This is a genomic window from Telluria sp. B2 (assembly GCF_051789535.1).
Classification (GTDB): Bacteria; Pseudomonadota; Gammaproteobacteria; order Burkholderiales; family Burkholderiaceae_D; genus Telluria.
Map to the genome: position 1 here is coordinate 4,973,095 of NZ_CP196525.1, position 19,655 is coordinate 4,992,749.

Sequence of the window (19,655 nt, forward strand, 5' to 3'; positions counted from 1 at the left end):
GCATGTTCGGCATCCACGACCTTCCCCTGTTTGTGCTGTCCGGACTGCTGCTCAACATCCTTCCGGGCCCCGATTCGCTGCTGATCATGACCCGCAGCGCCACCCAGGGCTGGCGCGCGGGCTGCGCGGCGGCGCTCGGGATCGGCGCCGGCACCCTGGTCCACATCCTTGCCGCCGCGCTCGGCATGTCGGCCCTGCTGGCCACCTCCGCCACCGCCTTCACGGTCGTGAAACTGGTCGGCGCGGCCTACATCCTCTACATGGCCTTTGGCCTCTTGAAGAGCAAGAAAAAGGATGGCGCGAGCGCGCCACTGGCCTTGCCGGCCCTGCCCTATCGCAAAATCTTCGCGCAGGGCTTCCTCACGAATGTGCTGAATCCGAAAGTGGCGCTGTTCTTCCTCGCCTTCGTGCCGCAGTTCATCAGCCTCAATGCGCCGAACAAGGCGCTGGCCTTCATTGTCCTCGGCTGCATCTTCAACTTCAACGGCATGCTGTGGTGCGGCGCGCTGGCGGTCACCACCGCCAAGGCGAGCGAGCGGATCAAGCTCAGCCCGACCGTCTCGCTGTGGCTGAACCGCGCCACCGGCGGCCTCTTCGTCTGGCTCGGCATCAAGCTGGCCCTGTCCAAGCAACACTAGAACATCTGATCATGTCCGACATCCTGAATAAAATCCTGGCCGTGAAGGCCGACGAAGTGGCGGCCGCGAAGAAGCACCGCGACCTGGCCAGCCTGCGCCGCGAAGTCGAGAGCGACACCGAACTGCGCGCCGGCCTGCGCGGCTTCGAAGCGAGCCTGCGCAAGAACATCGCGGCGGGCCGCGCCGGCGTGATCGCCGAAATCAAGAAGGCCTCGCCCTCGAAGGGTGTGTTGCGTCCGGACTTCCGGCCGGCGCAGATCGCCGAGAGCTATGCCCAGGGCGGCGCTGCCTGCCTGTCAGTACTGACCGACGTGCAGTTTTTCCAGGGCCATGCCGACTACCTGCGCGAAGCGCGCGCCGCCTGCGACCTGCCGGTGATCCGCAAGGACTTCATCGTCGACATGTACCAAGTGTACGAAGCGCGTGCGATGGGCGCCGACGCCATCCTCCTGATCGTCTCGGCGCTCGACCATGGCCTGATGGCGGAGCTGGAAGCCTGTGCGCAGGAACTCGGCATGGACGTGCTGGTCGAAGTACATGACGGTGATGAGCTGACCGCGGCGCTGCGCCTGAAAACGCGCCTGGTGGGCATCAACAACCGCAACCTGCGCACTTTCGAGGTTTCGCTCGACAACACCATCGGCCTGCTGCCGCGTATCCCGGCGGAGCGCCTGGTGGTCACCGAGTCGGGCATCGCGGTGCGTGCGGATGTGGAGCGCATGCGCGCCGCGAACGTGCATGCTTTCCTGGTGGGCGAAGCCTTCATGCGCGCTTCCAACCCTGGCGACGAACTGCGACGACTATTCGACTGACATGAAACCTTCCATCCGCATCAGGGCCGCTCTCCTTCTTCTACTGGCAGCCCTGGGCGGATGCAGCACGGTCCAGCCCGTCGCTTCCACGGCCAAGCGCATCGTCTCGGCCATTATCCCCCGCTCCGGTCCGCCCCCGGCTTCCAGTGGTGTTTCCAGCACCGTTACCCGTACCGACGCCCCGGTGGCGCCGCCTTCGCCCACGCTCGACGCCTACAAGGCCGAAGTGGCGCAGCACGTCATGCGCCAGAACGCGGATCAGACGTTTTCCGGACGCCTGCCGCCCTTGCTGCCGGCGATCGTGGTGCTGAACATCACCGTGCGCGACGATGGAGAACTGGAAGATGTGGTCGTGCAGCGCGCGCGCAACGACAATGCGGCGCGCGTGGCGGTGGCCTCGATGCGGCGCAGCGGCCGCCTGCCCAGGCCGACGCCTCTGCTGGCGGGGAATATGCGCAAGCTGACGTTTTCGGAGACTTTCCTGTTCGATCACCAGTATCGCTTCCAGCTACGCAGCCTGGCAGGGCCGCAATAACTGAATGCGTCATGATGATTGGCGTGAAAACCGGGCGTCCCTTATGACCGGACTATCGAGGCGGGACGTAGGGTGGACGGCTTTGCCGTCCACGCGTTCAACCGGCGTGCGCACATCCGTGCCGTGGCTCTCCGACCGATCAGAATGGGATTGAACGCGTGGACGGGAGACCCGTCCACCCTACCTCCCTTGCGGCAGGCGCCGCGGTATATTCAGCCCGTCAAGCCACCGCGCTCGGCCGCGCAATCGTCCCGGCCTTGCGCACGCCCGCCACCGCCGTCAGCGTGATGCCCGGCACCCGGTCGCCCTGCAGCGTGACCTCGAAGCTCATCAGCTCGTCGCGGCGGAAGGCGTGCACCGTCACCTTGTCGCCGACGCGGTAGCGCGACAGCAGCGCCTCGACGTTCGACGGGTTGCCATTCACGCGCAGGCCGTCGATCGCGATGACGATGTCCAGCGCCGACAGGCCGGCCTGGTGGGCGGCGCCGCCCTCGTGCACCTGGGTCAGCTTGGCGCCCAGCGGGTCGCGGCCGATGCCGGCGTCCAGCGAAGGCTTGCCGCTCTTGCGCTCGTCGACCAGCTTGACGCCCAGCGGCGCGTACAGCTTGGCCAGCGGGATGTCCTCGGTGCCGCGCACATATTTTTCGAACAGGTTGCGCAGCTTGACGCCGCTGACCTCGTCGAACAGCGCCTCCACCTCCGCCTCGGTCACGCCGCGGCCCGCGCCCGCGTAGAAGTCGCGGCCATAGCGTTCCCACAGCGCCAGCATGATGTCGTCCAGCGAACGGGCGCCGCCGGTCTTGGCGCGGATGGTCAGGTCGAAGGCCAGCGCGATCAGCGAACCCTTGGTGTAGTAGCTGATGATCGCGTTCGGCGAGTTCTCGTCCTGGCGGTAGTACTTGCTCCATGCGTCGAAACTCGAATCGGCCACGCTCTGCTTGGTGCGGCCGCTGCCGCGCAGCACGCTGCCGATGGTTTTACCCAGCAGCTTGAAATAGGTCGGTTCGCCGATGATGCCGGCACGCACCAGCATCAGGTCGTCGTAGTAACTGGTGAAGCCCTCGAACAGCCACAGCAGGGGCGTGTAGTTCTCGACCTGCAGGTCGTAGGGCGCGAACACCGCCGGCTTGATGCGCTTGACGTTCCAGGTGTGGAAGTACTCGTGGCTGCACAGGCCCAGGAATTTCAAATAGCCCTCGTTCGGTTCCCCGACTTTCGGCCCGCCAATGCTCGGCAGGTCGGCGCGCGCGCAGATCAGCGCGGTCGAGGCGCGGTGCTCGAGGCCGCCGTAGCCGTCGCCCACCGCCATGGTCATGAAGACGTAGCGGTCCATCGGCGCCTTCTTCGTGACGGGTTCGAAGAAGGCGATCTGGGTTTCGCAGATCGCCTTCAGGTCGGCCTGCAGGCGCGCCATGTCCAGGTTGGGCACGCGGCCGGTGATCACGATGTCGTGCGGGACGCCATGCGCCTTGAAGCTGGCCAGCGCAAAGTCGCCCATCTCGACCGGGTGGTCGATCAGCTCGTCGTAGTCGCCGGCGACATAGGTGCCGAAGCCGTAGCGCTTGGCGCCCAGTTCCTTCATCGCGGTGGCGACGCGCCAGGTTTTGGCGGCCGGATCGCCCGGGCGCTGGATGTCGACCTGGTGCGCGCCCGCTTCCTGGCCGACCACGCGCAGGAACACGCTGGTGCCGTTGAAGAAGCCATGGGTCTGGTCCAGGTGGGCGGCGCGCACCGACAGGTCCCAGGCATAGACCTCGTAGTGCAGGGTCAGCGGACCGTCGCTAGGGGCCGCCTGCCAGGAATGCTTGTCGAGCTTGGTCAGGGCGACCGCGGCGCCGTTCGACTCGGCGCGGATGCGCACGATGTTGCGCGCGAACTCGCGAATCATGTAGCTGCCCGGGATCCAGGCCGGCAGTGCGAACACCTGGCCTTCGGCGGCGGGATTGGCTACCGTGACGGTGACGTTGAAGAGGTGTCCCGCCAGGTCTTTGGGAACGATGGTGTAGGCAATGGCGGGCTGCTTGACGTGCTGCTTTCTCTGGACTGGTTTTTTCATGAGGACGAAGGAAGTCTTGCCGATCTCTTTAGTGTAAACGATTCGGCAGCGCCAGCCTCAATCGCTGCTTCCCTGGAGGTCGGCCGGGGTATCGATGTCGCGAAAAATGCCCGGGTCGTCGACCTCGACCTGGGTCACGGGCGCGGACTTGAGCAGCGCACGTGCGCCATGCTCGCCTTCCAGCGCCAGCAGGGCCGGCAAGTGAACGGCGCCAAAGGCCACCGGATTGCCGCGCCGCCCGCCGTGCAGCGGCGTCGCGATGCCGGCGCCGGCGGCAAGCGCATCGAGCAGCGCATGCAGCGTCCCGGGCGCGACGAAGGGCATGTCGCCCAGCGCCACCAGCCAGGCGTCGGCCCGAGGCAGCGAATGACGGATGGCGTGCACCAGGGAAGCGGCCATGCCGCTGTCGGCGTCAGGACAAGTCGTCACCTCGCAGCCGAGGGCATGCAAGGCATCGCCAACGCCGCCATCGTCCGGCGGAACCACGGCCACCACCCGGGGCAGGACGGCAAGCAGTGCGCGCGCGCTGGCGGCAACGACCAGCTCGCCACTGGGGAGGGCCTGCAGCAGCTTGTTGCGCGCCCCCGAGGGATCGAAGCGTCTTCCCCTGCCCGCGGCCAGCAGGATGCCGACAGGGTGTTGCACTGTTATGCCAGCGCCTTGGCCGCGTCCTTGATGGCCGCGCGGATCCGCTGGTAGGTGCCGCAGCGGCAAATGTTGCCGCTCATGGCGTTGTCGATGTCGGCGTCGCTCGGCGCTTTATTAGTACGCAGCAGCGCGGTGGCGCTCATCACCTGGCCGCTCTGGCAGTAGCCGCACTGGGGCACGTCGTGGGCGATCCAGGCGGTTTGCACGGCCTTGCCGACCGGGTCCTGGACAATGGCCTCGATGGTGGTGATCTTCTGGCCGACGGCGGAGGCGATCGGCGTGATGCAGGAGCGGATCGGGTCGCCGTTCAGGTGCACGGTGCAGGCGCCGCACAGGGCGGCGCCGCAACCGAACTTGGTGCCGGTCATGTCGAGGTTGTCGCGCAGGGCCCAGAGGATGGGCGTGGACGGATCGGCATCGACCTCGGTGTCGCGCCCGTTGATGTTGAGTTGGACCATGCGCTTCCTGGCGTTTATTTGATCGACTGCAGCTTCGCTTCCAGCGTCTTCAGGTCGACCGCGCCCGGGATGCGGGTGCCGTCGGTGAAGAAGATGGCGGGCGTGCCCTGGATGTTCAGCTTGTGGCCGAGTTCCACGACCTTGTCGTTCGGCGTCTCGCAGCTTGCGGGCGCAGCCGCCGGCACCTTGCCGTTGATCATCCAGTCATCCCAGGCCTTCACGCGGTTCGGCGCGCACCAGATGTTCTTCGACTTCTCGAACGAGTCCGGCGACAGGATGTTGTACATGAAGGTGTAGATCGTGACGTTGTCCAGGTCCTTCAGCGTGGTCTGGCGCAGGCGCTTGCAGTAGCCGCAGTTCGGATCCTCGAATACGGCGATCACGCGCTTGCCGTCACCCTTCACCTGCTTCAGGGCCATGTTCAACGGCAGGTCGGAGAACTTGATCTTGTTCAGCTCGTCGATGCGTTCGCGCGTCAGGTTGCGCGTGGTCTTGGCCTCGTACACCTGGCCGATGAACAGGTACTCGCCCTTCTTGTCGGTATAGAGGATGTCGCTGCCGACGCGCAGCTCGACCATGCCGCTGTACGGCGTTTCCTTGATGGAGTCGATCTTGGCGCCACCCAGGCGCGGCTCGATGTTCTTGCGGATGTTGGTCTCGGCCGTGTTCTGGGCGTCGACACAACCCGCGATCAGGCCCGTCGCCATCAGCACGGCGATCTTGGTTCTTAACATCACTCTGTATTCCTTAAGAAGATTTACTTACCGATGGCGTGCGCCATCAGACGCCGCTTTACGAAGGGCAACTTGTCGAGCAAGTTTAATCCCAAATTGCGCGCCACGCGCACAGGTTCGAGGTTGGCGCCGAACAGGCGCTCGAGGCCGTCGGTGGCCAGTTGCATGAGAAGCACGTCTTCCGTACGGGCACGGGCGTAGCGCGCCAGGACACGTTCGTCGCCGATGGCGCGGTGCTCCTCGCGCTCGGCCACCACGCGCAGCAGGTCGACCACGTCGCCGAAGCCCAGGTTCATGCCGTGGCCGGCCAGCGGATGCACTGCATGGGCGGCATCGCCGATCAGGGCGACGTGCGGCGCTACCAGCGCATGTGGGCGCACCAGCGCCAGCGGCACGGCCTTCACGGATTCCGGCTGCAGGGGTTTCAGGGCGCCGAGCGGCTCGTCGGCATATTCGCACAGGCGGATCGCCAGCTCGCCGAGCGACTCGTCCATCAGGGTGGCGGCCAGGGTTTCCGGCGCCGACCAGACCAGCGAAACGCGGTTGCCAGGCAGCGGCAGCAGCGCGATGATGCCGTCGGCGCAGGTGAACCACTGGTGGGCCACGCCGTGGTGCGGCTTTTCGCAGGCGAAATTGGTGACGATCGCGCGCTGGTGGTAGGAGCGGTAATCGACGCCGATGTCGCACTGCCCGCGCACCCAGGAATCGCGCCCGTCGGCGCCGACCACGAGCTTGGCGTCGAGCTTGCGGCCGTCTTCCAGCTCCACCTGGGCGCCCTCGGGGCCGCAGGTGAGGCGGCAGGCGCAGCCGCTGACGATCTGCACGTTGTGCGCGAACTTCAGTGCGGCGTCGAGCGCATTGTTCAGGTTGCTGTCCTCGACGATCCAGGCCAGGGTGCCGGTGTGGGCGCCAAAGGCATCGAAGCCAAGCGAACCGCCGTTCTTGCCGTCGCCATTGACCGCCATCGCATCGACCGGCGCCACGCGCGCCATGTCGAGCGCGCCCCAGACCTTCAGCGAGGCCAGCAGCTTATGCGCGGTGTGGTTCAGCGCGTAAACGCGCACGTCCCAGGGACGTTCGGCCGTCGAGGTGGCGGCCTGCAGCTCCTCTCCCCCGGAACGCGCCGCCGGCACCAGCAGGGTGACGCTGTGGCCGGCCTGGGCGAAACCGAGGGCCGCGGTCTTGGCGATGGCGCCGTTGCCGACGATGCAGACATCGCTACGGCGATCGTCGCCGCGGGCGCCATGGCTGCGGGACTGTGCGGAGGAAAAATGAGGTGTCGTCATGTCAACCATTATAGCGGGATGTCACTCGCACGCCCCGGACGCCATGTACGGAGCTGACCTACGGCGCCGAAAGAAAGTTGCAAGTGGGACTTGCAGAGCCGCCGAGCGCTGGTTATAATCATGCCTCTCTTGGCCTGGTAGCTCAGTTGGTAGAGCAGAGGATTGAAAATCCTTGTGTCGGTGGTTCGATTCCGCCCCGGGCCACCAAGAATTAAGAAAAGTAGTACAAACAAAAACGCCAACCTTCACAAGTTGGCGTTTTTTTTTGGACTTACCTACCTCTTACCTACCTTTATGTCCGGCGTATTTCCTGTATGTGCACCAATCACTGCAGACGGGGCATTGACCGAATTGTCCAGTTTCCCACCTTCGGTGTTCCTGAACTTGCGTCAGATTAGGCAAGGGTTCTTCCTTCCTTAGCAGTCCATGGTCTAGGTTGGAGCAGAATCCAAGAGCAAATCGATAACCGCTTCCGCTGCGCGCGTCTGAACCCGACCTTTGCGGGTGCACAGCACGGTGCCTGTTCTTGCCACCGTAGCGCCTTCCAATTCGATTATCAGTAAATCACCTGCAGCTGCATCAGCTAAAACCGCGTAGTCGGGGAGTACGGTAGCTATGGCGCCACTGCGCACAGCACGTTTGATGCTTTCAATGTGATCCAGATCGATGGCTGCCTGCAGTGGCAAGTCCTGTCGCATTGCTACTTGGTTGAGCCAGCGCCGTGTCTCAAAGCGCGAATCGAGCAGCGCCAGCGGCTGCATCAGCAGCGTTTTCAAGGTAATGCTGCTGTGCTTTGCCAATTCATGGTTTGGTGCCACCGCCACGACGTAGCGTGTTACAAAGCGGTGCACGATCTGCAGGTCGGGCTCGTGCTCGTCAGGTGCCAGGGCAACACCGAAATCAACTGCATCCTCCTGGACTAAACGGAGCACTTGTTCGGAACCGGTGACTTGGGCTTCGAAGGTGATGCCTGGACGCTCGGCGCGAAATTGCGAGATTGCGGGTAACAGCCAGGCTGCCATGACGCCTTCGATCGACGCGAATCTCACACAGCCGCGTAGCAGTCCATGCAGTTCATCAATACGTGCCCGTGCAAGTTCCATATCGCGCAGGCTGTTGCGCATCTGCTCGGCCACGATGCGGCCTTCTTCAGTCAGCACCATTCCCGTCTGGCTGCGCTCAAACAGAGGCGCTTGAAACGCATGCTCGAGAAGCTGGATTTGCCTGCTGATTGCGGACGGGCTGATGTGGGCCCGTTCGGCGGCCCGCCGGATAGAGCCGGTCTCGGCAACGGCAAGAAAGTATCGATACGTGGTGACCTGCATGTCGCGCCTTCAGTGTGTAGATAGTGTGCAGTTTATTAGAACACGATGTTCTGCATGTTTACATGGACGGGACACGCCACGCTTATAAAATCGCTATTCAAGGGGACTGCGGAGATGCCGCCGGACAAGGTTCCATCGGATCGATGGAAGGAGGTGTTTTAACTCTCCTTGTCGAGCGCAGCGAACCACATAGACCTTCAGTTTAACAAGCAAATAAGGGAGACACGAAATGGGGCAGTTGGCATCACATCTACCTGCATCAGCGAGTGCTGAGCAGGATCTCGGACGCAGCGATCTGCGCAAGCGCTCAATTGCCGTTGGCATTGGCAATTTCATGGAGTGGTTCGACTTCGCGATTTATGGCTATTTCGCCGCGCTGATCGGACGTACCTTCTTCCCGTCTTCCGAGCCTGGCATCTCCCTGCTTTCATCGCTGGCTGTCTTTGCTGTTGGCTTTCTGTCACGCCCTCTAGGCGCCGTTGTTCTCGGTCCTCTGGGGGATCGCCTGGGCCGACGCGCAGTGCTCATCATCACCGTGTTCGGCATGGGTTTGACCACCACGCTGATCGGCCTGCTCCCTGGCTACGACACCTTGGGTATGGCGGCTCCCGTCTTGCTAATCCTGCTTCGCTTCGTCCAAGGAATGATGGTTGGCGGCGAATGGTCCAGCGCAGGCATTTACATCGTTGAAAGTGCACCGAAGAACCGGCGCGCCACGGCCGCCTCTGTGATTACAGGCACCGCGGGCGCTGCTTTCCTGTGCGGGACCTTCGTGGCAGCCGTCATCTCGGTGTCTTTGTCAGATGCGGAGGTCGCAAGCTGGGGTTGGCGAATCCCCTTTGTCGCATCAATCTTCATGACGGCCGTGGCCATGTATATTCGTCGCCGCCTCGGTGACACCCCGGTTTACGAAGAGGTTGAGCGGCGCCGGGCCAGCAATGAAATCGAAGCAGTTCCTCAAGCAAAAAAGATGCGTGCATTCGTTATCACGTTTGCATTCTCCGCGCTGTTTGGCGTGTCCCTGTATTACTTCATCACCTACGCAAACAATCATCTGACGCAGACTGTTGGATTGAGCAAATCAGCATCGCTGTGGCTGTGCAGTATTTCCCTGGTTATTTACACGATCCTGCATCCCCTGGTCGGAATGCTGAGTGATCGGATTGGTCGCCGTTCTTTGGTTCTGGGCTCTGCGTTTGGCCTCACGGTTCTGGCGTATCCGATTTTTCTTCTCATGAATACAGCAAATTACGCAGCCATTCTGGTGGGACTGGTGGCGCTCGCCCTGCTCGTATCCATCACTGCGGTGATGGATGTGGTGCTGCTGGTGGAGGTTTTCCCTGCATCGATCCGATCCACGGGCGCTGCAATCGGGCATAACGTTGCCCTGGCAATTCTAGCAGGGCCCGGGCCATTCATTGCCGCCGCATTGATTCAATACACCCATAATCCGAACATTCCAGCCTGGTATCTGTCCGGCGTATCGGCGATCTGCGGAATTGTCCTCTGGTTCACGCTGCCCGAAACAAAGAACAGAGATATTTCCCACGGCTAACTTCGATAAAACGATTATTAAGGAGCGAACTCATGTTCAAAGCTGCTGTTGTCCAAGCATCGTCTATTCCCTTCGAGCCCCTGAAAAGTGCTGAAAAAGCTGCCGATCTTATCCGTTCCGCCGCAGCGGAGGGCGCATCGCTTGCGGTATTCCCGGAGGCCTTTTTGGGCGGCTATCCCAAGGGCTCTGCATTTGGGACCCTGGTTGGGCGCCGAACGGATGTCGGGCGCGCTCATTTCAAACGCTATATGGACGGCGCTGTCACGCTGGATGGCCCCGAGTTGGCGCTCATTCGAGAGGTGTCCGCAGAAACAGGTGTCCATGTGGTCATCGGGGTGATTGAGAGGGTGGGTCGCACGCTCTATTGCACCAGCGCGACCATTTCTCCTGAATCGGGCCTGGCTGGATATCACCGGAAATTGATGCCTACGGGCCAGGAGAGAATCATCTGGGGTTTTGGCGATGGCTCGACCATTGCGCCGGTTGATACGCCATTGGGCCGTATTGGCTCAGTCATCTGCTGGGAAAACTATATGCCTGCATTCCGGCAGGCAATGTATGCGCAAGGGACGGAAATATATTGCGCGCCTACGGCCGATGATCGATCCACGTGGGCAGCCTCGATGATTCATATCGCGGTCGAGGGACGCGTGCATGTGCTGAGCGCATGCCAAGCCATCAAGCTAGGTGAGTATCCGCCTTTCTATCGTGACGATTTTGGCATGGAGGCGGGGGATAACGACTACATCATGCGTGGGGGTAGCATGATCGTGGACCCCTTGGGCAAGGTACTCGCTGGTCCGGTGCATGACACCGAGACGATTCTGTATGCGGATATCGATACTGGCATCGGTCGTGCCAGCAATGTGGACTTCGATGTCGTCGGTCACTATTCTCGGCCGGATCTGTTCAAACTTACCGTGAACACGACGCAGATGCAACCGGTGACATTCTCGACCGAATAATCCGATTCAGGGAGTGGTCGATGGACAGGTTTAGGCAAGAGACCAACGATGCGCAGCTTACCTTTACTTATCCAGGGAAATTTTGCAAAAAGACCGGCAAGAAACATTCCTGTCATGAACCGGCCTGTGCCGAGATAATCGGCCACACCCCGATGACAAGGAAACCGGTGTAGGCCATCGGGCTGGACTGGTAGCGCAGTTGTGAAAGCAGAGGGAAAGCAGCGGATTGGAAATCCTTGCGTCGGTGGTTCGATTCCACCCCGGGCCACCAAGAATCCAGAATAGCAGCACCACAAAAAAACGCCGGCTTTCGAAAGCCGGCGTTTTTGTTTCATCTCCACAATCCGGCCGTCCGGCCCATTTCCGGCGCCAGGCTATTTTCCGGACATCCGGCTCCGACATCGTCGACGCCAACCTTCCCCAAACCACATCATTGCGTTCGGCTCGGAATGCGCAGTTTGGCGGGCAATCTGCAACGGCGCTTGCCACCGCCCGGCACTACTGCCAAGTAGTGGCCAACGAACTCCAGGGCAGGCTCGCTGCCATCGTGGATTTCACGTTGACCCTGCGTGCAGGGCATTCGGGAAAGCGTAGAATCGGAATGTCGTAAGGAGTTGGGTTGCGCGAAGCGAGCAGGGAGTGTCAACATGTTCAGCAAAGACCGTTTCATACAGGATTGCAGGACTGCCGTGGCCGAGGGTCAGGGAGCCATTCGCGACATCATGGAAGAAGCAGTTTCCGATGGAGCAAAAGTAATGGCAGAGCTTGGCGAACCTCGGCATGCGGGTATTACTACGCTTTATCGGGCGCATGACTTGACCATTCTCCAGTTCACTTGGGCACCGTATATGGTCCTCATGCCGCACAACCACCAAATGTTTGCCGTCATTGGCATTTACTCTGGCAGAGAAGACAACATATTTTGGCGCAGGAAAGAAATGACCATCGAGGCAGCGAGCGCAAGGTCGCTTGGGACCGGTGACGTTGTGGCGCTTGGAAGGGATACCATTCATTCCGTTCTGAACCCAATCAGCAAGATGACCTCGGCGATACATATTTATGGCGGAGATTTCTTCGCTCCGGATGAGCCCAGGAGCGAATGGGAGCACGAAACCCTGGTCGAACGCCCTTGGGATGTCGAGAGAGTGAAAACGACGTTCCGCGAAGCAGAACAGAGATTCAACGGCGTGAAAATGCAATCCGCCGGCCTTGCCTGAACGATGCGGCCCGCCTTGACTTCCGATCCCGCGGTACTACGCTGTTCTTATCGACTATCCGTGACTTGATCGTGCGCGACGGTCACTGGACCGGTCGACACACAGCGAAGGGGTAGATCATGGACGCACAAGAGAACAAACGGCTGATCATGGAAGGCTATCGGCTGTTCCAGATCGGTGATATCCCGGCCCTGCTGGCGCGCTATCGCGACGACGCCGAGTGGGTCATCCCCGAAGCGCAATCGGTTCCGTTTGCCGGCACCTATCATGGCAAGGCCGAGATTGCGCAGTTCTTTGCCAGGCTCGATGCCGCCGTGGACACGATTGCGTTCACGCCGAAGGAATTCATCGCGGAAGGCGACAAGGTCGTCGTCATCGGCGATGCGACCTGGTCCGCAAAGCCCACCGGACGCAGCTTCGGCGGCCCGTGGGTGCATGTATTTACTGTACGCGATGGAAAAATAGCGCAGTTCCAGAGCTATACCGACACCGCGGCAGCCGAACACGCCTTTCTGCCCGACCAACCGGGACAAAGACCGGGGGCCGGAGCGCCAATGCATCACTAAGCGCAATACGCAAGCAGCACCAACGCCACCTTCGGGTGGCGTTCCTGTTTTTGTCTTGATGCGTTCCGGTGTTGTCAGGCGCTCTTGGCCAACTCTCAGTCCTTCTTCTCCCTGAATTCACCGTCAATCACCATGTCATCGGCGTTTTTGGACGGAGTCCGGCCGGTGAATTTGAAGACAGACGACAGCATCCGATCGAAGATGGCCCGACGCAACCAGGGATAAGTGAGAAGGAAAGCCATGGCGAAACCTGGAAACGCCGCAGGCAGGTAGTCGCCTCTCGACAGGAAGTGCACCATGCACAGTGCGAGCAAGCCTGCGATGAGCGGTCGACGGGCAGCCTTGGGCAGCAGACCGACAATGCGCAGCCTGCCTTTGCTTATCCGGGGAAATCTCGCAAAAAGGACGCCGAGCAGCAGTCCCGCCACGACCCGGCCCGTGCCGAGATAATCGGCCAATACCCCAACGACAAGGAAACCGGTGTAGGTCAGCGTGCTGGCCAACGCCGCCAGCACCAGTAACGCAACAGCGATCGTCAGCTTTGGCGCACGTATCGCCGTTCTGAGTAAAAAACCTAGGATTTTGTCTACTCCTGCAAATGGGCGACGGAAAGTTAGCGCAAATTCTAACAGCACTCTCTCCCCTGCCACGCTCCCCAGCAGGCAGGCGCTCCTGCCTGTCGCATCAGGGATCTTTCTGCGCCTGCGCCATTTCCAGGGCCGGCAAGGTCACCGTCAGGAAGGAAGACACTTGCCCGATCAGGTCGGCGGCCTGCTGGCGCATCTGCCCCATCTGCAATATCGACAGTTCCGCCTGGCGCACCGCCTGTCCGATCAATGTGCGGCGCTGGATGAGCGCGTCCAGCAAGGCCGGATCCGGCGCGCCGCCGGCCAGCTTCGTCACGACCGCGAGCACGGCGCCATGCAGGCTCAGGTTCCGAGCCGACTCCTCCAGCTTGCGCATGACGCGCTCGCTGTCCGCCATCAGCTGCATGAGCTGTTCGCGCGATGAGCTCAAAGCCGGCTTGTACTGGGCAGGCGACGCCTGGCGGCGGAACAGCTTGTCGAACACGCCCGCCGGCGCCCGGGTGCTCTCGAGCGCGGCGTCGAGCAGTGCCGGCACCGCCATCTGCGTCAATTTCAGCACCAGCTCGGTCGCGGGCTGGAGCAGCGCGGCCTGCTCCATCAAAGGGCCCTCTCCCCACTGCATGACCAGCGCCAGTCTCACCGGCAGGATGCGGCGAAACAGGGCGGCCAGGCGCTGCTCCGCCTGCGCGAACAATGCGGGATGGTCGACCCGGGCGGTCGCCAGGGCGTCACGCAGCGCCGGATGGTCCTCGCTGTCGAACAGCGCCCGGGCCGGGGCTTTGGGGGCGGCGGCAGGCGCCGGCAAGTCATCGAAGTCCAGTGCCTTGGGCGGAGTGCCGCCGGCAGGCGCAGTGGGGGCGCCCTGCTCCTCGCCGAAGTCGAGCGCCCGCGGCACGGCGGGAGGCCCGGCCGCTCGCTCGACCGGAACGGCGGGAGCTTCAGGCTCCTCGCCGAAGTCGAATGCCTTGGGCGTCTGCGGTGTCATCAGTTATACGGCGCGGTCACCCGGCGCCAGGCGCCGGCAAATCGCTCGTCGATCGGAAGAGAAAACGGGTTCTCAGACGGTGCCGCCGAGCTTGCGGATGAAGGTTGCCAGGTTCAGCTTGAAGCCGGCGCCGACGGCATGGAAGCGCCATTCGCCATCCCTGCGGTACAACGAGCCGAACTGCAGCGCGGTCTTGTCCGAATAGTCTTCGGTCAGGTTGTATTGCGCGATCGTCTCGCCCGTTTCGTCGTTGTACACCTTCACGTAGGCGCCGGAAACGCGGCCGAAGTTCTGCTTGCGCACCTCGGCATCGTGGATGGTGACCACGATCGGCATCTCCATGACCGCCGGGTCGACCCTGGCCAGGTCGACGGTGATGACTTCATCGTCGCCATCCTTGTCGCCGGTGCGGTTGTCGCCGGAGTGCACGACCGCGCCGTCCGGCGACGTGGTGTGGTTGTAATAGACGAAGTGGGCGTTGCTGATCATGACCGGATTGTCGTCCGCGTCCTTGCGGCACAGGAATACCGACGAATCGAGGTCGAAAGCCTGGCCCTCGGCCGCGTTGACCTTCCACCCGAGGCCGATGCGCACGCGCTTCAGGCCCGGCGCCGATTTTTCGAGGTTGATGCGGTGGCCGGTTTCGAGCATCGTCGACATGGGTCTTCCTTCTATGGTGAAAATGTTATTGTCGCTGGAACGGGGGCAGGGATCAATGCACGGCGGCGGCTCAGAGCGGCCCCGGCGCCCCGGTCACCGAGAAGCGCGCGATCAGGTCGCGCTCCAGTTCCTGCAGTTTCGGCAGCTCGTCCCTGCGGCGCTGCTGGCCCTCGTTCGAGATCTGCTCGAGCTTGTCGAAAGCGGTAATCAGCTGCGTCTGCACGTGCTGGGCGGTTTCCAGGCTGACCAGGGAACGCTGCTTGGCGCGGGCCACCGTTTCCGTATTTTCCAGCAACATGTCGGCCTGGGTGCGGAAGGCCGCGTCAGTGGCGTCATAGGCGGCATTGGCGACTGCCGCGCTCTGCTTGGCCTCCAGTTGCAGCAGGTAGAGCGAGAACACGTTGCGCCAGGCCGGGATCGAGACGTTGACGATGTCCGTGAAGGTGTCCGTCAGGGCCCGGGCATTGTCCTGCGACAGGCGGATCTGCGGCACCATCTGGGTGGCCATCAGCATGGCGCGCTTCAGATCGTCGATGCGCTTCTCAAGACGCTCGAGGCGGCGCTTCAGCTCGGTCGCCTGCTGGGCCTCGAAGGCGTTGGCCGGCGCCGCCTGCTGCGCGACCGCCTGCCTGAGCTTGTCCGCCCAGGCTTCTCCCTTCCTGACGTCGGCATCCAGGCCCTGGTAATACGCTTCCAGGCCCTTGTACATCTCATCGAAATCCTGGATGCGCGCCCGGTGCACGTTCGCATGGCGCGTCATCTCCGCGACCAGGGTGTCCATGCGCGATTCGACCGCCTGGTATTGCGACAGCATCTTTTCCTTGACCGAGCCGAACATGCCCGTGATGCGCGACACCAGGCCGCCGGAGCGCAGCCTGGCCGGATCCAGGCCCTTGGCGGTGGCGATCAGTTCGTTCAGCTGCGTGCCGAACACATCCGCATCGGATGCACGCACGGTGCCCAGCAGCTTGGCCGACACCTTGGCCACGCCCGCGCCCGTGGAGCCGCCCAGGGCCTCGATGGCCTTGTCGTCGATCCCGGAGATATCGACGCGCACCGGCTGCGGCGCGCTCGCCTGCGGCAATGCGGCCGGCAGGTCCGGCGTGAGCGCGGGCTCGATCAGGGGCGGAAAGGCGGGCGCCGGCGTCGTGGATGCTGCCTTGGCTTCCTCTTCGGCGGAGAACAGCGGTTTCATGACACTCCCTCAGGTTTGGAATAAGAATGTTGGTAGCTTACCATCGCACAATCCGGCCAGGCGAGCAGCGCCTGGTTTCCCTGCTGCCGCCGGAGGCGGCCCGGCTTACCACATCAGGTCATCCGGAATCTTGTATGCCGCGTAAGGATCATCCGGATCGACCTCGGCCGCCTTCTTGACCTGCACCACCAGCGAGGCGTCGCGCTCGGCGATCTTGTCGGCGATTACGCGGGGCACCAGCTCGGTGGCATCGCCCAGGCGCACGATCACCAGGCGGCCGGCCATCAGGTGCTCCTGCACCTTGGCCGACACATGGATGCGCTCGATCTTGCCATTGTGCGTGAAGTTGTAGGGGATGTCTCCCTTGCCCTTGTCCTGGCGATTCTGCTGCACCATCTGGGCGATCTGGGCCATGATGGCCTTCTGGGTGGCGGCGGCGTCGCGCTGGGCGTTGAGCTCGCGTGCGCGCTCGGCCTGCTTGCGCTGCAGTTCGGCGGCGGCCAGTTTCGCCTCGTCGACACTCTGGGCGCCGGTGCGGCGCTCGATCTTCTGCTGCTTGCTCTTTTCCTGCTGTACCTGCTTGGCCTTGCCCTTGTTGACCAAGCCCGCCTTCAAAAATTGTTCCTGCAACGATGCCATGTGTGGCGCTCCATCAATTAACGTCCGGCCTACGCCGGCATAGAGCGTTAGCATAGCAAACCGCGGCCAGTCCGTTGTCGGAACCATCCGTCAGCTTGAATACGCGCTATCGCTCCGGCACGCTGCGCGTCACTTTCGCAACACTCGCATGCACGATCACTGACAAGGACACAAAGCCGGGCTAAACTGTTGCGTTGCAGCAAAAATAGTGCCCTCTGTTAATAAGAGCGGCACTTTCTTGCGTACCGAAGGCAACCCGTGGCTCCCCTTACCGACATCGCGCACTGGCGCACCCACATCTTTTCCCGCCTGCTCACCATCGTGCTCGTGCTGGGCATCGCCACGGCCGTGCCCAGCATCGTGATCTCCGCACAGAAAGGCATGTGGGCCGTGATCGTCATCGATCTGCTGGCGATTGCCTGGCTGGCCGGTATCTGGCGCTGGCATAGCCTGTCTTATACGGCACGCGTGCTGAACTTCATCGCGATCGTGTTCTTCGTCTCGACCGGCCTGATGGTGAACATCGGCCAGGTCGCGCAGATCTACCTGATCGCACCACCGGTATTCTCCGCAGTGCTGCTGGGCATGCGCCCGGCCCTGGGCGCGATCGCCGTCAGCGCCCTCATCATCGTGGCCCTGGGCCTGCGCGGCATCGTCAGGGCCGACGTCGCCGGCCTGCCGGAAAACGATCCGGTGTCCTCGATTCTCGTTGGCCTGAATTTCCTGTTCGTCGGTTCGCTGATCACGATGTCCTGCGCCACCCTGCTGCAGCGGCTCGCCAGATCGCTGGACGAGCTGCGCCAGTTCGCCGATTCGCTCGAGAAAGGCCAGAACGCCCTGCAGGCCGCGAATGCGGAACTGCGCCTGGTCGCCGCCGCGGTCGCCCAGCTCAACGACAAGGTAATCATCGCCCGCGCCTCCGCCGGTCCCCACGAACCGCAACCGATCATTTTCGCCAACGACGCCTTTATCCGCCATACCGGTTATGCGCGCGAACAGTTACTCGGGCGCAGCATGGTCATGTTCGCGGGTCCCCGGACCGACCAGGCCGAACTCGCGCGCATCGTCGGCGCCATGAAGCGGCGCCAGGGCGTGTCGGCCGAGCTGATGGTCTATTCGAAATCCGGCAAGCCATCCTGGATCGAGCTCGAGCTCAGTCCCTTCCGCGACGAGCAGGGCGCGCACACGCACTGGGTCGTGGTCGGGCGCGACATCGGCGAGCGCAAGAAAGCGGCCAGCGCGATCCACCGCCTCGCCTTCTACGACGTCCTGACGGGCCTGCCGAACCGGCGCCTGCTGATGGACCGCCTCGAGACGCAACTGGCGCAAGCCCAGGCCTGCGCCGAGGGCGGCGCCCTCCTGTTCATCGACCTCGACCACTTCAAGTACGTCAACGACGCCCGCGGCCACGCTACCGGCGACGAGCTGCTGCGCCAGGCTGCACGCCGCCTGTCTGACCTGCTGCGCGGCGAGGATATGGTCGCGCGCATCGGCGGCGACGAATTCGTCGTGCTGCTCAACAAGCTGGGAGCCGGCGAAGCCGCGGTCGCCGCCGCTGCGCTGGCCAGGGCCCAGCAAATCCGCGCGGCGCTCGACGAGGACATCGAGATCGACGGCCACCACTACAACTCCTCGGCCAGCATTGGCGTCGCCCTGATGCCGCGCCCTGGCCAGAGCGTGGAAGACCTGCTGCGCGAGGCCGACACCGCGATGTACCGCGCCAAGGCGGGCGGGCGCAACGGCATCGCGCTGTTCGAGGCCACCATGCGCGCCGAGGTCGAACAGCGCCTGACGCTCGAGCGCGACCTGGGCATGGCCCTGGCGCGCGACGAGCTGGCGATGCACCTGCAATTGCAATTCGATGCGGACGGCCGCGCGGTCGGCGCCGAACTGCTGATGCGCTGGCGCCGGCTTGACGGCAGCATGGTGCCGCCCGATGTCTTCATTCCCGTGGCCGAAGCCACCGGCCTGATCGTTCCGCTCGGCCAGTGGGCCCTGCACCAGGCCTGCCTGGCCTGGCAGCGCCTCGACGCGGCCGGTCACCCGATGCCGGTGTCGGTCAACGTCAGTCCCGCGCAGTTCCGCCAGAGCGACTTCGTCGGCGCGGTGCGGCGCCTGCTGGCGGAGACCGGCGTGCCGGCCGGCCAGCTCATCTTCGAACTCACCGAAGGCGTGGTGGTGGGCAACCGCGACGGCACCATTGCCCTCATGCAGGAACTGGCCGCGCTCGGCATCCGCTTCTCGATCGACGACTTCGGCACCGGCTACTCGAACCTGTCCTACCTCAAGCGCATGCCGCTGTACGAACTGAAGATAGACAAGAGCTTCATTCGCGACACGCCGGACGACCCGGACGGCATTGCCATCGTGCGCACCATCCTGGCCATGGCCGCCCACCTGCGCCTGCGCGTGGTGGCCGAAGGCGTCGAGACCGAGGCCCAGGCGCAGTTCCTGGCCGAGCATGGCGCGCCGCACATGCAGGGCTACCTGTTCGCGCGGCCGCTGCCGCTGGCCGAGGTGCTGGGCAGGCTCGCGGGCACGGGCGAGCGCCGGGCCGCCTGAAGCGCAACTCCCCGCTGAGGCGGCGCCGTGCATGCGCCTGTGCGCCGTCCACCGGACCGCCCGCGCGCCCATCCATCCCCGTCCGATCCCGTGCCTGCCAGGGCTGCATGACGCTTGCATCCAATACCCGAGCCGGATCCAGGCCAGCGGCGGCACCATCCTGCCCTTTTGCGCCGGCCTGGCGGGACGGCGCAAAAAAAAACGGCAACCGCAGCGCGGTTGCCGTTTCGTT

20 protein-coding genes and 1 tRNA gene are annotated in these 19,655 nt (G+C 63.1%); 10 read left to right on the forward strand and 11 right to left on the reverse strand.

Going from position 1 to position 19,655, the window contains the following annotated elements; all coding sequences use genetic code 11:
• The first annotated feature begins 2 nt into the window (after nt 1-2).
• Genes ACSUZJ_RS21995 through ACSUZJ_RS22005 form a run of 3 tightly spaced genes read left to right on the forward strand, consistent with a single transcriptional unit; the run spans nt 3 to nt 1,985 of the window.
• Entirely contained in the window at nt 3-638 is a 636-nt protein-coding gene (locus tag ACSUZJ_RS21995) for a LysE family translocator (RefSeq protein ID WP_499411715.1), read from the forward strand.
• A gap of 11 nt (nt 639-649) precedes the next feature.
• The gene (gene trpC, locus ACSUZJ_RS22000; RefSeq protein WP_499411716.1) at nt 650-1,450 is read left to right on the forward strand and encodes an indole-3-glycerol phosphate synthase TrpC; all 801 of its coding nucleotides are present in this window, start codon (nt 650-652) and stop codon (nt 1,448-1,450) included.
• A 1-nt stretch (nt 1,451) separates the two neighbouring features.
• On the forward strand, nt 1,452-1,985 hold the full coding sequence (locus tag ACSUZJ_RS22005; RefSeq protein ID WP_499411718.1) for a hypothetical protein: 534 nt from the start codon (nt 1,452-1,454) through the stop codon (nt 1,983-1,985).
• Nucleotides 1,986-2,205: 220 nt separating this feature from the next.
• Here the strand turns inward: ACSUZJ_RS22005 and ACSUZJ_RS22010 are convergent, their stop codons facing one another.
• Genes ACSUZJ_RS22010 through ACSUZJ_RS22030 form a run of 5 tightly spaced genes read right to left on the reverse strand, consistent with a single transcriptional unit; the run spans nt 2,206 to nt 7,167 of the window.
• Nucleotides 2,206-4,041 (reverse strand): M61 family metallopeptidase, encoded by a 1,836-nt coding sequence (locus tag ACSUZJ_RS22010; RefSeq protein ID WP_499411719.1) that lies wholly within the window; start codon nt 4,039-4,041, stop codon nt 2,206-2,208.
• A gap of 57 nt (nt 4,042-4,098) precedes the next feature.
• Nucleotides 4,099-4,686 carry a nucleotidyltransferase family protein gene (locus tag ACSUZJ_RS22015; protein WP_499411720.1) on the reverse strand — a complete coding sequence of 196 codons (588 nt, stop codon included), beginning with the start codon at nt 4,684-4,686 and terminating at the stop codon, nt 4,099-4,101.
• Nucleotides 4,687-4,688: 2 nt separating this feature from the next.
• Nucleotides 4,689-5,147: a (2Fe-2S)-binding protein gene (locus tag ACSUZJ_RS22020; protein WP_499411721.1), complete on the reverse strand. Its 459-nt coding sequence runs from the start codon at nt 5,145-5,147 to the stop codon at nt 4,689-4,691.
• Between the two features lie 14 nt (nt 5,148-5,161).
• Nucleotides 5,162-5,881, reverse strand: a complete 720-nt coding sequence (locus tag ACSUZJ_RS22025) for a DsbC family protein (protein WP_499411722.1) — start codon at nt 5,879-5,881, stop codon at nt 5,162-5,164.
• A gap of 23 nt (nt 5,882-5,904) precedes the next feature.
• A complete protein-coding gene (locus ACSUZJ_RS22030) occupies nt 5,905-7,167 on the reverse strand; it encodes an FAD-dependent monooxygenase (RefSeq protein WP_499411724.1) in 1,263 nt (420 codons plus the stop codon).
• Nucleotides 7,168-7,298: 131 nt separating this feature from the next.
• Between ACSUZJ_RS22030 and ACSUZJ_RS22035 the strand changes: the two genes are divergently transcribed.
• A tRNA-Phe gene (locus ACSUZJ_RS22035) sits at nt 7,299-7,374 on the forward strand.
• A gap of 224 nt (nt 7,375-7,598) precedes the next feature.
• Here the strand turns inward: ACSUZJ_RS22035 and ACSUZJ_RS22040 are convergent.
• Nucleotides 7,599-8,492, reverse strand: coding sequence for a LysR family transcriptional regulator (locus ACSUZJ_RS22040; RefSeq protein ID WP_499411725.1), 894 nt, complete (start codon nt 8,490-8,492; stop codon nt 7,599-7,601).
• Between the two features lie 229 nt (nt 8,493-8,721).
• Here ACSUZJ_RS22040 and ACSUZJ_RS22045 point away from each other — a divergent pair, with 229 nt between their 5' ends.
• From ACSUZJ_RS22045 to ACSUZJ_RS22065, 5 genes are all read left to right on the forward strand, one after another.
• Complete coding sequence (locus tag ACSUZJ_RS22045; RefSeq protein ID WP_499411726.1) at nt 8,722-10,047, forward strand: MFS transporter; 1,326 nt, start codon at nt 8,722-8,724, stop codon at nt 10,045-10,047.
• 32 nt (nt 10,048-10,079) lie between these two features.
• Complete coding sequence (locus ACSUZJ_RS22050) at nt 10,080-11,012, forward strand: carbon-nitrogen hydrolase family protein (protein WP_499411728.1); 933 nt, start codon at nt 10,080-10,082, stop codon at nt 11,010-11,012.
• 226 nt (nt 11,013-11,238) lie between these two features.
• On the forward strand, nt 11,239-11,622 hold the full coding sequence (locus tag ACSUZJ_RS22055) for a hypothetical protein (protein ID WP_499411729.1): 384 nt from the start codon (nt 11,239-11,241) through the stop codon (nt 11,620-11,622).
• A gap of 37 nt (nt 11,623-11,659) precedes the next feature.
• A complete protein-coding gene (locus ACSUZJ_RS22060) occupies nt 11,660-12,229 on the forward strand; it encodes a hypothetical protein (protein WP_499411730.1) in 570 nt (189 codons plus the stop codon).
• Between the two features lie 119 nt (nt 12,230-12,348).
• Nucleotides 12,349-12,795, forward strand: coding sequence for a nuclear transport factor 2 family protein (locus ACSUZJ_RS22065; protein WP_499411731.1), 447 nt, complete (start codon nt 12,349-12,351; stop codon nt 12,793-12,795).
• 95 nt (nt 12,796-12,890) lie between these two features.
• Here the strand turns inward: ACSUZJ_RS22065 and ACSUZJ_RS22070 are convergent, their stop codons facing one another.
• The 5 genes from ACSUZJ_RS22070 to ACSUZJ_RS22090 form a co-directional block, all read right to left on the reverse strand.
• Entirely contained in the window at nt 12,891-13,430 is a 540-nt protein-coding gene (locus ACSUZJ_RS22070) for an FxsA family protein (protein ID WP_499411733.1), read from the reverse strand.
• Nucleotides 13,431-13,479: 49 nt separating this feature from the next.
• Nucleotides 13,480-14,367 (reverse strand): hypothetical protein, encoded by an 888-nt coding sequence (locus tag ACSUZJ_RS22075; RefSeq protein WP_499411735.1) that lies wholly within the window; start codon nt 14,365-14,367, stop codon nt 13,480-13,482.
• A gap of 72 nt (nt 14,368-14,439) precedes the next feature.
• Nucleotides 14,440-15,027 carry a TerD family protein gene (locus tag ACSUZJ_RS22080; RefSeq protein WP_499411736.1) on the reverse strand — a complete coding sequence of 196 codons (588 nt, stop codon included), beginning with the start codon at nt 15,025-15,027 and terminating at the stop codon, nt 14,440-14,442.
• Nucleotides 15,028-15,097: 70 nt separating this feature from the next.
• Nucleotides 15,098-16,222: a toxic anion resistance protein gene (locus ACSUZJ_RS22085; RefSeq protein ID WP_499411738.1), complete on the reverse strand. Its 1,125-nt coding sequence runs from the start codon at nt 16,220-16,222 to the stop codon at nt 15,098-15,100.
• Nucleotides 16,223-16,327: 105 nt separating this feature from the next.
• Entirely contained in the window at nt 16,328-16,861 is a 534-nt protein-coding gene (locus tag ACSUZJ_RS22090) for a DUF2058 domain-containing protein (RefSeq protein WP_499411739.1), read from the reverse strand.
• A gap of 258 nt (nt 16,862-17,119) precedes the next feature.
• On the opposite strand from ACSUZJ_RS22090, the gene ACSUZJ_RS22095 reads away from it, so the two are divergent.
• Nucleotides 17,120-19,423: a putative bifunctional diguanylate cyclase/phosphodiesterase gene (locus tag ACSUZJ_RS22095; RefSeq protein WP_499411741.1), complete on the forward strand. Its 2,304-nt coding sequence runs from the start codon at nt 17,120-17,122 to the stop codon at nt 19,421-19,423.
• Nucleotides 19,424-19,655: the final 232 nt, after the last annotated feature.